14 protein-coding genes are annotated in these 13,944 nt (G+C 70.3%); 8 read left to right on the forward strand and 6 right to left on the reverse strand.

The genetic code is table 11. The features are described from left to right. Positions 1 to 34: 34 nt before the first annotated feature. From FNH24_RS10925 to FNH24_RS10935, 3 genes are all read left to right on the forward strand, one after another. Positions 35 to 1,858 (forward strand): hypothetical protein, encoded by a 1,824-nt coding sequence (locus FNH24_RS10925; protein ID WP_152362199.1) that lies wholly within the window; start codon positions 35 to 37, stop codon positions 1,856 to 1,858. Positions 1,859 to 1,918: 60 nt separating this feature from the next. Continuing rightward, entirely contained in the window at positions 1,919 to 2,926 is a 1,008-nt protein-coding gene (locus FNH24_RS10930) for a TRM11 family SAM-dependent methyltransferase (protein WP_152362200.1), read from the forward strand. A 132-nt stretch (positions 2,927 to 3,058) separates the two neighbouring features. Next, the gene (locus tag FNH24_RS10935; protein WP_152362201.1) at positions 3,059 to 4,303 is read left to right on the forward strand and encodes a hypothetical protein; all 1,245 of its coding nucleotides are present in this window, start codon (positions 3,059 to 3,061) and stop codon (positions 4,301 to 4,303) included. A 27-nt stretch (positions 4,304 to 4,330) separates the two neighbouring features. On the opposite strand, the gene FNH24_RS10940 is transcribed toward FNH24_RS10935, so the two are convergent. The 3 genes from FNH24_RS10940 to FNH24_RS10950 form a co-directional block, all read right to left on the reverse strand. Beyond that, positions 4,331 to 5,779: an alpha/beta hydrolase gene (locus FNH24_RS10940; protein WP_152362202.1), complete on the reverse strand. Its 1,449-nt coding sequence runs from the start codon at positions 5,777 to 5,779 to the stop codon at positions 4,331 to 4,333. A gap of 106 nt (positions 5,780 to 5,885) precedes the next feature. Beyond that, positions 5,886 to 6,488, reverse strand: coding sequence for a 3'-5' exoribonuclease (locus FNH24_RS10945; protein WP_217428149.1), 603 nt, complete (start codon positions 6,486 to 6,488; stop codon positions 5,886 to 5,888). Positions 6,489 to 6,519: 31 nt separating this feature from the next. Then, complete coding sequence (locus FNH24_RS10950; protein WP_152362204.1) at positions 6,520 to 7,485, reverse strand: phosphotransferase enzyme family protein; 966 nt, start codon at positions 7,483 to 7,485, stop codon at positions 6,520 to 6,522. 84 nt (positions 7,486 to 7,569) lie between these two features. On the opposite strand from FNH24_RS10950, the gene FNH24_RS10955 reads away from it, so the two are divergent. Further along, positions 7,570 to 7,983, forward strand: a complete 414-nt coding sequence (locus tag FNH24_RS10955) for a GNAT family N-acetyltransferase (RefSeq protein ID WP_152362205.1) — start codon at positions 7,570 to 7,572, stop codon at positions 7,981 to 7,983. A 12-nt stretch (positions 7,984 to 7,995) separates the two neighbouring features. Here the strand turns inward: FNH24_RS10955 and FNH24_RS10960 are convergent, their stop codons facing one another. Beyond that, entirely contained in the window at positions 7,996 to 9,024 is a 1,029-nt protein-coding gene (locus FNH24_RS10960; protein WP_152362206.1) for a phosphotransferase enzyme family protein, read from the reverse strand. Then, complete coding sequence (locus FNH24_RS10965) at positions 9,021 to 9,626, reverse strand: VOC family protein (protein WP_152362207.1); 606 nt, start codon at positions 9,624 to 9,626, stop codon at positions 9,021 to 9,023. The genes FNH24_RS10960 and FNH24_RS10965 overlap by 4 nt, the downstream gene beginning before the upstream one ends. Before the next feature lie 56 nt (positions 9,627 to 9,682). Between FNH24_RS10965 and FNH24_RS10970 the strand changes: the two genes are divergently transcribed. Together FNH24_RS10970 and FNH24_RS10975 are read left to right on the forward strand one after the other, a co-directional pair. After that, the gene (locus tag FNH24_RS10970) at positions 9,683 to 10,309 is read left to right on the forward strand and encodes a pyridoxal 5'-phosphate synthase (protein ID WP_152362208.1); all 627 of its coding nucleotides are present in this window, start codon (positions 9,683 to 9,685) and stop codon (positions 10,307 to 10,309) included. Positions 10,310 to 10,464: 155 nt separating this feature from the next. Next, positions 10,465 to 10,944 (forward strand): hypothetical protein, encoded by a 480-nt coding sequence (locus tag FNH24_RS10975; protein WP_152362209.1) that lies wholly within the window; start codon positions 10,465 to 10,467, stop codon positions 10,942 to 10,944. Positions 10,945 to 11,017: 73 nt separating this feature from the next. Here FNH24_RS10975 and FNH24_RS10980 read toward each other — a convergent pair whose 3' ends face one another. Continuing rightward, positions 11,018 to 11,776 carry a helix-turn-helix domain-containing protein gene (locus FNH24_RS10980; protein ID WP_152362210.1) on the reverse strand — a complete coding sequence of 253 codons (759 nt, stop codon included), beginning with the start codon at positions 11,774 to 11,776 and terminating at the stop codon, positions 11,018 to 11,020. A gap of 145 nt (positions 11,777 to 11,921) precedes the next feature. Here FNH24_RS10980 and FNH24_RS10985 point away from each other — a divergent pair, with 145 nt between their 5' ends. Together FNH24_RS10985 and FNH24_RS10990 are read left to right on the forward strand one after the other, a co-directional pair. Continuing rightward, a complete protein-coding gene (locus tag FNH24_RS10985) occupies positions 11,922 to 12,413 on the forward strand; it encodes a pyridoxamine 5'-phosphate oxidase family protein (protein ID WP_161606087.1) in 492 nt (163 codons plus the stop codon). A gap of 43 nt (positions 12,414 to 12,456) precedes the next feature. Then, the gene (locus tag FNH24_RS10990) at positions 12,457 to 13,836 is read left to right on the forward strand and encodes an acyl-CoA synthetase (protein WP_152362212.1); all 1,380 of its coding nucleotides are present in this window, start codon (positions 12,457 to 12,459) and stop codon (positions 13,834 to 13,836) included. Positions 13,837 to 13,944 lie beyond the last annotated feature (108 nt).

Raw genomic sequence — 13,944 nt, forward strand, 5'->3', positions numbered from 1 at the left:
TGGAGTCCGGGTGATCTTGCAACAGACAACTCCGATGCGGACCGTGCTGGCGCATCGAGCCGCGATGGGACGGACCCCGGCCGGCGACCTGGTGATCCACACCGTGAGCCAGGGCACGAACGCGCCGCTCAGCGTGCTCGACGCCACCGGGACCCGGATCGCCGAGGTGCCGCTGCCGGGCGCCAGCGGAGCCTGGGCCGTCACCAGCGCGGCCGACGGCGGCTGCTGGCTCGGCAGCTATTACCAAGGTCTGCTGTTCCACTGGGACGGCAGTGCGGTGACGACGGTGGGCCGCCCGACGCCGGAGGCGACCTATCTGTGGGACGCCGTCGCCCTGCCGGACGGCGGGGTGCTGGTCGCGACCTATCCCGACGCCGCCGTGGTGCGCTACGACCCGGAGCAGGGATTTCGCACCGTGCGCCGGCTCGGCAACGAGGGCCAGCTGTACGCCCGCGCGCTGGCTTTCGATCATGATCGGCGGATGGTCTGGTGCGGCCTCGGGGTGAGCCCGTGCCAGCTGGTCGGCTTCCCGCTGGACGATCCGGAGGCCGAGCTGACGGTCGTCACCGGCATCCCGACCCAGCTCGTGCCGCGCCAGTTGATCATGCTCGGTGGCCGGATCTGGTTCGTCTCCGAGAGCGAGCTGTGGAGCATCGACCCGGACGGACTCACGGCCGAGCCGGTCGCCGAGGCCGCGGCACTCGGGGCCTGTGGCTACCTGTCGCCCGAGCACGACGGCTTCGCCTATCTCACCGGCGCCGGCGGGGCGTTGCTCCGCCTCGACCTGGCCGAGCGCCGGTTGGACAAGATCGGACAGCTGCCGGTGTCGGAGCCGATGATCGCCGCGGAGATCGATCGGGACGGCTTGATCATCCTGGTCGGCCAGCAGCGGGCCTCCCTGGTCCGGGTGGGATCCGGTGGCGAGATCACGGCGGTCCCGGCCGACCTGGCCGCGACCCCGTCGCACATGGGTCACCTGATCGGGGTGCCGGACAGCGGCGACCTGTTCCTGTCGGCGGGGCAGCAGGGCGACATCGCGCGCTGGTCGCCGGCCGGTGGTGAGCTTGGTCCGACCAGCCAGATCGGGCAGGTCGAGTCGTGGGCCTGGACGGCCGACGGCACCCTGATCGCCGGCACCTATCCGCAGGCGGCGCTGGTCGAGGTCGAGCCGGCCGACGTGACCCGGCCGCGGGTCCTGGTCCGGCTGCACGAATCACACCATCAGTCGCGACCGATCGCGATCACGTCGGTCGGGCGGGTCGCCTATCTCGGCACGACACCGGGGTACGGGTTGCGGGACGGCGCGCTGACCCGGGTCGATCTCGACTCCGGCGAGTTCCGGGTCGCGGCGATGACCGACGAGACCGTACACGCGATCTGGTGGGACGGATCGGCGTTGATCGTCGGCACCAGTCCCGAGTCGGGCACCGGCGCGCCGCGCCGGCTCGGATCCGGCCGGTTGCTGCGCGTCGACCCGGACACCCTGGCCGTGCTCGCCGAGAGCCCGGTGCCGGGCGGAGCTCGTACCGCCGCGGCGATCGCCGGCGACGGGGACGGATTGTGGTTGATCGCCGACCACGGACTGTGGCGACTCGACCCGGCCACCCTGGCGGCCGACCACGTCCTCGACCTCGGCACCGGTGCATCCGCGCGCGCCGCTATCCACCGGTACGGATCGTCGCTGGTGATCGACATCGACGGCGCCACCTGGCTGGCCGACCCGGAGCGGCGCACCAAGGAGCTGCTGACCGAGGGCGGCCATCACGTCGCCGTGGTCGGCCGCGACCTCTGGGCCGTGGTGCGTCCGGACCAGCACAGCACGTTCACCGACCTGCGCCGGATCCCGCTGCCGGATTGAGGACCACCTCACCTCCTCGGCTCGCTGATAGTAGGGTCGCGTGATCACCGAGGACGAGGAATGGTTGCGATCGCGGACTATCTGATTCAATACGCGGCCGGCACCGGCCCGCTGGCCGCCGAGGCGTTGCGGCAGGCGCTGCCGGACGGGCGGGAGCTGTTCGCCGACGACAGCGCGATGCTGGTGACGAGCCGACGGGAGCTGACGTCGGCCGATCCGCTGCCGTTCGCCAACAACGCGTTCCGGGTGATCGCGCGGGCACCACGGAGCAAGGTGCCGGCCGCGATCCGCCGGTTGGTGGCGCAGCTGCCCGGTGCTGATCTTGCTCCGGCCGGGCGGCAGGGCTTCCGGGTGATGGCGCAGATCGACGGTCAACTCACCTCGATCGACCGGTCGGCCCGGGCGACCCTGGAGCAGGCCCTGGCGGCGAAGGTGCGCGCGCGGGTGACCAGCCGCGGCGGCGGCGCCGAATACTGGCTGATCGGCCGGACCGATCTGAACGAGTTCCTGCTCGGTCATCGGCTGCCCAAACAGCGCAGCCGCAAGGTGGCCGCCGGCGCCCTGGCGCCGGAGCTTTCATCGATGCTGATCGCCGCCTCCCGACCCGACCGCCGGGATCGCTTCCTCGACCCCTTCGCCGGCTCCGGGGCGCTGCTGGCGGCCCGGCTCGCTCAGCCCTTCCGCCGGCTCGACTACGTCGACGAGCAGCTGGCCGAGCTGCGGCCCAACCTGCCGGATTCGTTGCTCCGCAAGCGGGACAACGTCCGGTTGAGTGCCGGTGACGCGCGCCGGCTGACCATGATCGACGATCATGACGTGGATGTGATCGTCACCGATCCGCCCTGGGGTGAGCACGCCGACGTCGACGGTCCGTACGAGACCTTCGTGGCCGAGGTGGCCGCCGAGTTCGACCGGGTGCTGCAGGCCCGGCACGGCCGGCTGGTGCTGCTCAGCTCGCGCCGCCGGGCCGACCAGTGGGCCGCCGCGCTGGGCCCCCTGGCCGCCGACCGCAGCCTGGAGATCCTGATCAACGGCCACCCGGCGACCGTCCTGATCGGGTCCCGCTGATCTTGCGCCTGGTCGCGGTCCGAGCTCGGTAGCCCGGGCGATCGAGGTGGATCGGACCCGGCCCGGTCCCGCCGCCGGTACGCTGCGATCATCGCCACTGCCCCGCAGTGCCGCGCCCGCCTGGAGGTCGACGTGAGTGCTCCGAGCCCCCTGTCGCTGCCGAACAGCCGACTCGACGCCGCAGCGCTGACCGAGCCGGTCGCCCGGCCGGCGCTCGACGCGTTCATCGCCGACTCGAAGGCGACCGACAAGCCGTGGCGCCGGATGACGACCGGCCTGCCCCGAGTCGAGTGGAACCAGCTGGTCGGGCAACTGATCCCCATCGTCATTCCGCTGGCCGGCCTGACCTTCGTCCTGTTCACCGGCGGGCCCGGCCTGGTCGAGGCCGTCTGGGAGTTCACCCGGGACGCGCCGTTCCCGCTGAACCTCGTGATCATCGGGGTCGTCGCGTTGATCTTGCTCGGAGTGCTGGTGGCCCTGTGGGGCCTGGTGCGGATGATCCGTTCCATGATCACGCCCCGGTGGTGGTGGGAGTCGACGTACCGGATCATTCGGTTCGCCGAGGCCAACGGACTGCGCTACGGCCACGACGAAGCGGTCACCCATCCGGGCATCATCTTCACCGCCGGCGGCGACCGGATCGCCGAACAGCGGCTGACCACGACGACCGGCCGCGGGCTGGAGATCGGCAACTACCGCTACACGATCCGCCATGAGCAGAGCACCTCGGTGTTCGGCTGGGGCTATGTGGCGATCACGCTCGACCGGCGGCTGCCGCATCTACTGCTCGATGCGTTGGACAACAACAACCGCAGCACCTTCGGCATCCGGACGTCGAACCTGCCGCTCGATCTGGCCCGAGATCAGAAGTTGTCGCTGGGCGGCGAGTTCGACGGCAAGTTCACGCTGTATGCGCCGAGTGGCTACGGTCGCGACGCCTTCTACATCTTCGCGCCCGACCTGATGGCCCTGTTCATCGATCGGCTTGGCGCCTTCGACGTGGAGATCATCGACGACACGATGTTCGTCTACGGCAGCCGCTTCGATCTGCTCGATCCGCGGACCTACGACTGGCTGCAGGAACTCGTCACGACTGTCGTCGCCCGGACGGTGCGGCGGACCGAGCGCTACAGCGACGACCGCGCCCTGCTGGAACACGATCCGGCCGCCATCGACGTCGCCGATCGGGGGCCGGTCTTCGACCGGAGCGGCGACGGGCCGCCGCGGACCGCGACCAACACGGTCGGCACGACCGGCCGCCGGCTGCGCAAGGGCGGCTGGGGCGTGTGGGCTGTGATCGGCCTGCTGCTCGTCGGCTACTACGTCTACAGCCAGTTCGTGGCCCCGGTCTTCGGGCTGCCGACGCTCGGTCCGTAGGGGTCGGGTCTGTGAGCGGGGATGTCCTCACTGACCCGCAGGGCAGGAGTAGCCGGCCGGTGGGAGCTTCCCGGAGACCAGGTAGCGGTGGGCGACGTCGCGGACGCAACGGTTGCCCGCCAGGTAGGCGCGATGGCCGGCGTCGGCGGTGAACCAGACCGAGCCCGGCAGCTGGCGGGCGACGTTGCGACCGCCGGGTGGCGGCGTGGTGTCGTCCTCGGCGCCGTTCGACAGCAGGATCGGCGGCACCCCCTCCGCTGTGATCGGCCGGGGCGGGTTGCTGGCCTGGCGGGGCAGACCGGCACAGCGGCCGTACCAGGCGCGGGCCGTCAGCCAGCCCGTCCGGGGTGCGATCTCGCGCAAGGCCTTTTCGATCTTGTTCATCGCCGGCCAGCCCTGACCGAACGGGAAGTCGGAGCAGAAGGCCAGGCTCGCCACCCAGCCGGGTGACTGGCCCGGTGACGGCACCCACAACCCGCCGGCATCACCCTGATCGGCCGCCGCCAGGGCCGCCGCGAAATCGGGCCAACCGGCTTCGGAATCGACCGCATCGAGCGCCTTCAGCCGCAGCATGTCCGTCGTGACGACCCGGTCCTGGCCGGCGGACGGTGCCGGCAGCGGCTCCTGGTCGGCCTTGATCATCAACGCGTCGAAGACCTGCCGAGGATCCCGCGGCCGCACCGCGCACTCGGCGGCAGCGGCGCACCACTCACCGAACCGGTCGAACCTCCGCTCGGCGATCTCCGCCATCGGGATCGTTCGCCGCAGCACCGAGGGATCGGTGTGGTCGGCGACGCTGTCCAGGAACATCCGCCGGACCCTGGTCGGGAACAGATCGGCATAGCGCTGGCCGTACACGGTCCCGTAGGAATTGCCGTAGTAGTTCAGCCCATCCGTCCCCAGCGCCGCCCGGATCGCTTCAAGATCGTGCGCGACCTGCCACGCGTCCAGGCGGCCGGCCAGCGATCCGGCGGCCTTCAGACATTGCTCGGCCCAGTCCCGGTGCGCGGCGCTGAAGTCGCGCCAGGTCTTCCGATCCACCGAATACAACAGGTTGGCGAAGCTCGGCGCCGGCTGGCACGTCACTTCGCTGCTGGCGCCGATCCCGCGTGGGTCGACCAGGATGACGTCGTACCAGGCGGTCAGTTCGTCCAACTGCTTCGCGACTCCCGGCAGCCGACCGATCGACGGCCCGGGTCCGCCGAGGTTGACCAGCAGACTTCCCTGGCGCTGCGCCGGATCCTTGGCCGGGAGCTTGGCCGTGCCGATGGTGATCTGCTCACCATCGGGGTCGCGCCAGTCGGCCGGCACCGGAAGGTCGGCGCACCGGATCCCGGCTTCCGCGCCGACCGCGCAGTCCCGCCAGCGCAACTCCTCCGGATCCGGGGCGGCCACCGCCGCTCCCGCGGGCACCAGCACCGCGAAACAGGCCGACAGCGCCATGATCGACAACCGAACTCGATGGGCAAGAGGCATGCCCTTCACCCTGCGTGATCGACAGTCGGGTCACATCGACCCGCGGTGATCACTGGTCAATCGATCACTAGCACCGCGGTCGGATGCTCACCGTCGCTGAAGATCATCAGAGTCCGACGGTGCCGGATCGGCGGAACAGTTCGGCGAGCAGATTGGCGTAGCCGAGGGCGTCGTCGATGGCACGGTGGGTGTGCGGGACGTTGCCGAACCATTCCGGCGGCAGGGTCTCGGGGCCGGCGTCGGCGACCGGGAGGCCCGTGACCGCGGCGGCGTAGCTGCGCAGGCACAGGCCGGGACCGTGGAAGATCCGGTTCGTCTCGTACGGGCCCTGGACCAGGCCGTACGGGGTGTAGCGACGCAGGTAGTAGTCGATCCAGGTGCCGTCGAAGGCGATCGGGCAGGCGGCGAACATCCGGCGGCCGGGGAGGTCGGAGACCCAGGCGGCGAAGCCGGTCAGCACCTCCGGGACCGGTCGCGGATCGGTGGTTGCGGCGGTCCAGGCCTCCGGCTGGGCCTGGAACCAGGCGAGCGTGTCCGGATTGGGCGCGGCACCGGGCAACGGCTCCAGCACGGCTTCGAAGACTCCCAGTTGATCACCGGCCGCGGTGACCGCGACGGAGGCGAAGGAGCGCATCGAGTTCGGGCCGGGCCACGGTCCGTCGGTCTCGATATCGGTGACCACGTAGGTCCAGTCATCGGTGGTAGTCATCGCGGCCATCCTGCCCAGTCGGTCTTCAAGATCACCGATCGGGGTCCCCGGCGGCGAGCGCGGCGCGGGCGAGGTCCATCCGCCAGGCGGCGTCCTCCCGCGGCGTCGGTGAGACGCCGAGGCCCGCGGTCCAGTAGCACACCGACGCGTGACGGACGGCCATCATCAGGGGAAGGTGGCGTTCCCAGTCCGGCGGGAGCGGGCGGATCCGGTGGTAGCCGTTGATCAACGCACGCCGAGCGGCGGGATGATCGATCAGATTCCCGAGCACCGGGCCGAGGTCGTACAGGTAGTAGCCGTGACCGCAATCATCGAAGTCGATCACCGTGCTGTGCCAGCCGACGCCGCGGCGGGTCAGCTGCACATTGCCCAGAATGTAGTCCGCGTGGATGATTCCGTACGTGCTCGGCTGCCGTCCGAGTTCGGCGAAGGCGGCACGGGCACGCCGCTCGATCTCGGCGAAGTCGCGAAGATCAGGTTCGGAAAGGATCTCCGCCCGACCCAGCAGCGGCCGAAAGGGCGAGGACTCGGCGCGAAACAGGCCGTCCGCGTCCCAGTGCGGCAGGTCGAAGTCGGCCGGCGGCCGGAACCGGGTCGCCGCCTCGTGCAACCGGGCCAGCGTCTGGCCCAGGAGGCCGGCCGCGCCCTCGTCGAGACCGTCGGCGGAGGCGCGCTGCCCGTCCACCCAGGTCTGAAGATCGGCGTGCCAGCGGCCGTCTTCGCTCGTCACCACCAACGCTCCCGAGCGGGCCGGAATCGGACGGGGGAACCCGATGTCGGGGAGCTGATCGGCCAGGTGTCGTAGGAAGATCAACTCGGACCGCGTATGGGCCATGCTCCTGAATCCGGGCCGGTGGACCCGCAGCACCCGCGCCGGGTCGCGCCCGACGGCATAGACCAGGTTGTTACCGTCGCTCAGCACCCGGGTGGTGGTCCCCGCGGGCAGGCCGTATTGGCCGAGCAGCTGGCGCAATTGATCAACCGACAATGGTGTCATCGCCGCTCACGGTAGTTGATCAAGTGCCGCCTCGTACAACGAATTTCCGTTGCTCGGCTCGGCCACCGGTGCTCTGATGGCCTGATGGAGATCACGATTCAACCGGCGACCGTCGAGGATGTCGATCATCTCGTCTGGGTGTGCTGCGGGACCGGCGAACAGCAGTACGCCGACGGCTATCGACAAGACGCGCTGGAGCAGGTGCGGGGCGAGGTGGCGAACAGCATCACCTCGGTGATCCGGGCCGACGGCACAGCGGTCGGACGGCTTCGCGTGGTCCGTACCCCGGAACTGGTGGAGATCGCCGGCATCCAGATCCATCCGACCTGGCAGAACCGTGGCATCGGCACCGAGGTCATCACCACGATCGTGCGCGAGGCCGGCCGACCCGTCGAGCTGGAGGTCAGCAAGGTCAACCCCAATGCCGAACGGCTCTACCGTCGCCTCGGCTTCCGGCGGGTGGGCGACACGGAGCACGACTACCGGATGCGCCGGTGATCGAACTCGGCCTCAGCAGAGGGCGTCCTGCCATTGGGGCAATTCGGCCAGCATGGCCTGGGCCACCGGAAGCTCCGCGACGACGTGGGCGGCGTGCTCCCGGGCATCGGCCTCGTCAAGCTGGTTGACCCACCGCCCGATCGACCAGGCCGGCTGCCGGGCGATGGCCAGCGGCAACGCCGCGCGTTCGCCCGGGGACAGCGGCAGGCTCGTCCCGGCGTCGTAGGCATCGACGAATCGCCGGATCTGGCGACGATCGGCAGCCGTCGGGAGATCACGACCCGGCTCCAGCAGGTAGAAGTAGAGGGTGAGGGCCAGATCGTCGATCCGCGGCCGGTTCGCCATGAAGTCGAAGTCGATCACCGCGGCAAGCTCCCCGTCCCTGAACAGCACGTTGTTGTCCCAGAAGTCGCCGTGCACGAGTTGCCGGACCTGTTGATCACGCAGTGGTTCCTCAGCCGCGGTGACGGCGTCGACGTGGCGGACGACCCGATCGGCCAACGGGGTCAGGATGACATCGTGCCAATCTCGCAGGCGCTCGGCACCGCGGCGGGTTGCGGCGGCGGCCTCCTCCGAGTGGAGGTGGTTCGCGTGGTCCACGGTCGCAGCGGCGGCCGGCATCGAAGCGGTCCGCAGCGCATCGTGGACCCGGCCCAGGACGGCGAACCCTCGCTCGAGCAGGATCGGGGTGTTCATCCGCTCGTTCCAGCGAACCCAGGGCTCCACCTCGATCAGTCGTCCGCTGCGCAGCGCGACGAACGGCTCTCCGTCCGGTGTGGTCAGGGGACGCACGGTCGGCACACCGGCCGCGGCGACGACGTCGCGGGCCGCCTGGACCGCGGCGAGCCTGGCGGCGGTGGTGGAGCCGCGATGGATCCGGACGACCAGCGAGTCCCGGCCCGGGAAGTCCAAGCGGAGGTTGGAAGTCCAACTGCCACCAAGATCACTCCACGCCGACGACGCCGGCAGCCCGAAGGCTCGGGCCACCTCGGCGGCGAGGAGGTCGGAACCGGGCAGCCGCTCGTCCGGATCGCTGATCATGCCGGGCGGGAGATGATCAGTTCCCCGTCGCCGTGCGAGATGCCGAATCGGTGCAGGCCGGGCTCTCCAGCGCACCAGCGGATCGGCACGTCGACCTCCCCGATCCAGCGGGTCAGCGCCTCCCGATCGCCGGCCAGCTCGAGGAACGTGAACCCGCCGACCCGGTGATCGTGCCCGGCCCGGTCGAAGCTGCCGCGCCAGCCTTCGGCGCGCCGCTCGCGATCATGGTCGTACTCGATGAAGAACGGACGCTCGGGCTCGACCTCGCCGAGCAGGCGCCAGGGCGCTCCCGGCGTACTCCACGGCTCAACGCCGACTCTGGCCGCTGCCGCGTCAAGATCATCGGGATCGATCACGAAGGTGTACGGCCCCTCGTACAGGTCGAGCCGGTCCGCCAGTCGTCGAGCCTGCGGACCTGCGGCGGGGTCGGTGACCGTGATCAACTCCAGGTAGCGCGGCGGTTCCAGCGGGATCACTGCATTCAGCACTCCCGGCGCGGGCACCCCGCCGGGCAGCACCCCGAACCCGTACCGTTGGCGGAAGTCCTCGCCGGCGGCCTCCAGATCCCGGACCGCATAGAGCACATGATCAACCGCGTCCATCCGGTCAACCTACAGCCGCCAGCCGCAGACTGGCCCGCCCTGAGAGAATCGTTGCCATGGCAGTCACCTTGTCCGGGGATTCCTCGCTCGCGTTGCCGGAGTTCGATCAACCGCCGGCCGAGCCCGTCGGGTTGCTGCAGGCATGGGTCGCGGCGGCTGAAGCCGCGGGGGTACGCGAGCCGCGCGCGGCGACACTGGCGACCGCGGATGCCGAGGGGCGGGTTTCGGCTCGAACCCTGTTGATCAAGGACATCGGTCCAGCCGGTGTGCTGATGGGATTCGTCGCGACCAGCCGCAAGGGCCGTGACCTCGCCCAGAATCCGCACGGCGCCGTCAACCTCTACTGGCGGGAGCGACTGCAGCAGATCACGATCGCCGGCAAGATCAGCCGGGCCGCCGATGAGGTGTCGGACCGGCTGTTCGCCGACCGAACCCGCGACGCCCAGGCCGTTGCCGCCACCTCGCTGCAGTCGCAACCGATGCCCGACCCGGCCACCCTGCACCACAATGTTGATCAACTCGCGAACTCGACGCAGCCGATCCCACGGCCGGCCGACTGGGCCGCCTGGATCCTGTCGCTGGATGAGGTGGAGTTCTGGCACGGCAGCGTCAACCGGTTCCACCGCCGCCTCCATTACCGCCGGACCGCGGCCGGCTATCAGGTGCAACGCCTCCAACCGTGAACCCAGCCGAGCCCCCAACCCCGACTTGTCAGACTCTCACCACGCTATGACGTGGTGAGAGTCTGACAACTCGGGGTCTGGGGGGCGCTGGGACGGCCTCGTCGCCGGACTTCGGGCCCGAATCGGCGTTAGAGTCCGACGGCAAGGAGGACGACATGACCGAGCCGAACGAGTTTCCGCCCTATCGGGACAAGCTGCCGGCGCCCGGCCCGGCCGTGCCCGCCGGCGTCCTGATCGGACGCGCGGAGGCGGTCACTGTCGTGAGTCTGCCGGGTCAGGCCGGGGCCGGCGGCTCGACCGAGTGGCCGGGGACGACGACACTCACCTTCCGGATCCGTCGGCCCGACGAGTCCTGGGTCGAGGTCGTGGTGCGTGGCCTGTCCATCGACGGAACCGTGCGGGAAGGTGATCAGATCCAGGTCCCGGATCGGCTGGATCGAAACGGCCGGATCGAGGTGGCCGGGCTGCTCAATCTCACCACCGGCGCCACAATCAGGGCCGTGGGCAGTCCCACGGGAGCCGGAACCAGCGTGATCCGAGTGCTGTTCATGGCGATCGTCAGCGTCCTCGTGATCCTGCTGATCGGCGTCGTGATCCTCTTCGTCGTTACCCGCAACTCCGTCGGCATGTTCTGAAGGGCACGGCGGTAGGCCGTTTACCCCAGCGAAAGCGCCTCGTCCTCGATCACAGGCCGACCGGAGCTCCGCCTCAGTGATCCGCATCGCCGGCTTCGGCCGCGGCTTCGGCGGCCCGCCGGTTGAGCTCCTGCCCGACCCGGGCCAGGACGTCGAGTTGCGCGGCGTTGTAGATGTCGGCGATGGCCAGACCGACGGTCTGGCTCAGCTGGCGGTGCCCGCCGGGCGCTTCCTGATGCGCGGTGATCACATCGGGAAAGGCTTTGGCGATGTCGATCACCTCGGGCAGGAAGCGCTCCGCCAGCTCACGCCGTACGTCCTCGTCGGCATCGGCCGGCAGGTTGTCGAACTCGGTCGCCGCCGGAGTGCGCGGGTGCTCGGCGATCATCCGCCGCATCGCGTCCATCCCGGACGGGGCGAGCACCCGGCCGTACACGACCATCATGCTCCGGTCGGCCTCGGACAGGTTGTCGATCGTCGGCGCCAGCTCGGGTGGCAGGTCGGTGGGCAGTTGGCTGCGCAGGATCAGGGCCAGCTCGGCCCGGATCCGGTGCAGCCGGTCGATGGTGGCGGCCAGTTCGGCGTCCAAGACCTTCAGCGCCTCCTCGGGGTGCTCGTCAGCCTCGCCCATCGCGGCGATCTGCGGCAGCGAGACCCCGAGGTCGGTCAGCCGCCGGATCCGGAGCAGTCGGGTCAGGTGGGCCACCCCGTACCGCTTGTAGCCATTGCTGTCGCGTTCGGGCTCATCGAGCAGGCCGACCTTGTGGTAGTGCCGGACCGCCTTCAAGGTCGTGCCGGCGAGCTCGGCGAGCTGCCGGGTGCTCCAGGCCACGATCGCCCTCCCTCTCTCGTCCCGATGGTTCAGTCTCCCCGACGTCCTACTGCAGACCATGCCCCTGGGGCACGGTCAAGGCGGCAGATCGACGGGGCCCCGAATCACTGGCCGGCGCAGCGGAAATTCCCCTAGCGTCATCGGCATGCTGCACGAGATCGCTGTGCCGCCGGCGTCGCCGGCTCGAAAGATCCAGGGGTACGGGATGCCCGAGGACGACACCAGCCTGCTGAGCTGGGACTTCGTCGTGGCCCGGATGGAAGCGGCCAGGCACTTCTGGCTGACCACGACCTTCCCCGACGGTCGGCCGCACGCGGTACCGGTGTGGGGGCTGTGGCACGGCAACCGACTGCATTTCGAGGGTAGGCCGCAGGCCGCGTGGGCCCGGAACCTGATCCGCGATCCGCGGGCAGTGGTGCATCCGCCAGAGCCGGAACAGGTCGTGAGCGTCGAAGGGCGGGCTCGAATCATCGAGGACGACGACCTCACCGACCAGGAATGGGACGACCTCGACGGCCGATTCCAGCAGAAGTACGCGACGGATTCCGGCTCGCCGTACTGGTGCCTGGAGCCGACCAAGGTGATCGCCTGGGACGGCGGGCTGTTGGACACCATGACCTGCTGGACCGGCTGGTGACGTCGAGCTGAGCCGACCCGGCGGCGATCGCTACCCTCGACGCATGCTGCTCCAGGCGTTGACCGGGACCGATAGGACGGCCGTGACCGTCGCCGGAGCGGAGCTGTCGCGAGCAGAACTGCTGCGGCGCGCAGCATCGACAGCGGCCGAGCTTCGGGCGGCCGGGATCGCGCGGGTCGCCGTGCACGCGGTGCCGACGCCGGAGACCGTGATCGCGCTGGTGGCCTGCCTGCTGGCCGGGACTACCGCGGTTCCCGTGCCGCCGGACTCGGGGGCGAGCGAACTGGCCCATGTCCTCGGCGATGCCGCGCCGGCCGGCTGGCTCGGCCTCGCTCCGCCGGACCCGGGCGGCCTGCCGGTGGTCGGCGTCGCGGCCGGCACCGCGGCGGTGCCGGCCGAGCCCGGGCCGGAGACGCCGGCGCTGATCCTCTACACCTCCGGCACCACCGGGCCGCCGAAGGGCGTGGTGTTGTCCCGGGCCGCGCTGACCGCCGGCCTCGACGCGCTCACCGACGCCTGGCACTGGACCGCCGAAGACACCCTGGTGCATGGCCTGCCGCTCTATCACGTGCACGGCCTGGTGCTCGGGCTGTTCGGGCCGCTGCGGATCGGCAGCCCGCTGGTGCACACCGGCCGACCCACCCCCGAGGCGTACGCAAGCGCCGGCGGCTCGCTCTACTTCGGGGTGCCGACCGTGTGGTCGCGGATCGTCGCCGAACCCGACCTGGCCCGCCGGCTGAGCGCGGCCCGGCTGCTGGTCTCCGGCAGTGCTCCGCTGCCGACCCAGGTGTTCGGCCGGCTGGCCGAGCTGACCGGGGCGCCGCCGATGGAGCGGTACGGGATGAGCGAGACCATGATCACGATCAGCACCCGGGTCGACGGCGAACGCCGGCCCGGCTGGGTCGGGCTGCCGTTGCCGGGGGTGCGGACCCGGCTGCGCGACGACGCCGGACGCGAGGTGCCCGCGGACGGCGAGACGATCGGCAGCCTCGAGGTCGCCGGCCCGATGATCTTCGACGGCTACCTGAACCGGCCGGACGCCACCGAGCAGACCCTCGGTGCCGACGGCTTCGTCCGCACCGGCGACGCGGCGGTGATCGACCCGGGCGGCTTCCATCGCATCGTCGGCCGGGAGTCGACCGACCTGATCAAGACCGGCGGCTTCCGGGTCGGCGCCGGCGAGATCGAGACCTGCCTGCGGGAGCACCCGGGCGTGGCCGATGTCGCCGTCGTCGGCGTACCGGATGATGATCTTGGCCAGCGGATCGTGGCCTTCGTGGTCGGCGCCGGCGACCCCGACGCCCTGATCGGCCACGTCGCCGACCGGCTCGCCGGCCACAAACGCCCCCGCGAGATCCGCTTCGTCCCCGACCTCCCCCGCAACGCCCTCGGCAAGGTGCAGAAGCACCGCCTGACCTCATGAGCTACCGGCTCGCGTAAAAGAGCACAACAAAGCGACGGATTTGTGGAAATTATTGACCTGGCCGGTCGAGGCCACCTACGGTGCGTTCACAACAGGTGTCGGTGGGCC

It is taken from the genome of Microlunatus speluncae, from assembly GCF_009299835.1.
GTDB classification, from domain to species: Bacteria; Actinomycetota; Actinomycetes; order Propionibacteriales; family Propionibacteriaceae; genus Microlunatus; species Microlunatus speluncae.

Excerpts from the sequence above, each read along its gene's own strand:
- FNH24_RS10925 (WP_152362199.1), top strand. The coding sequence starts at position 35 with ATGCGGACCGTGCTGGCGCATCGAGCCGCGATGGGACGGACCCCGGCC.
- FNH24_RS10930 (WP_152362200.1), top strand. The coding sequence starts at position 1,919 with ATGGTTGCGATCGCGGACTATCTGATTCAATACGCGGCCGGCACCGGC.
- FNH24_RS10940 (WP_152362202.1), bottom strand. The coding sequence starts at position 5,779 with ATGCCTCTTGCCCATCGAGTTCGGTTGTCGATCATGGCGCTGTCGGCC.
- FNH24_RS10945 (WP_217428149.1), bottom strand. The coding sequence starts at position 6,488 with ATGACTACCACCGATGACTGGACCTACGTGGTCACCGATATCGAGACC.
- FNH24_RS10950 (WP_152362204.1), bottom strand. The coding sequence starts at position 7,485 with ATGACACCATTGTCGGTTGATCAATTGCGCCAGCTGCTCGGCCAATAC.
- FNH24_RS10955 (WP_152362205.1), top strand. The coding sequence starts at position 7,570 with ATGGAGATCACGATTCAACCGGCGACCGTCGAGGATGTCGATCATCTC.
- FNH24_RS10960 (WP_152362206.1), bottom strand. The coding sequence starts at position 9,024 with ATGATCAGCGATCCGGACGAGCGGCTGCCCGGTTCCGACCTCCTCGCC.
- FNH24_RS10965 (WP_152362207.1), bottom strand. The coding sequence starts at position 9,626 with ATGGACGCGGTTGATCATGTGCTCTATGCGGTCCGGGATCTGGAGGCC.
- FNH24_RS10970 (WP_152362208.1), top strand. The coding sequence starts at position 9,683 with ATGGCAGTCACCTTGTCCGGGGATTCCTCGCTCGCGTTGCCGGAGTTC.
- FNH24_RS10975 (WP_152362209.1), top strand. The coding sequence starts at position 10,465 with ATGACCGAGCCGAACGAGTTTCCGCCCTATCGGGACAAGCTGCCGGCG.
- FNH24_RS10985 (WP_161606087.1), top strand. The coding sequence starts at position 11,922 with ATGCTGCACGAGATCGCTGTGCCGCCGGCGTCGCCGGCTCGAAAGATC.
- FNH24_RS10990 (WP_152362212.1), top strand. The coding sequence starts at position 12,457 with ATGCTGCTCCAGGCGTTGACCGGGACCGATAGGACGGCCGTGACCGTC.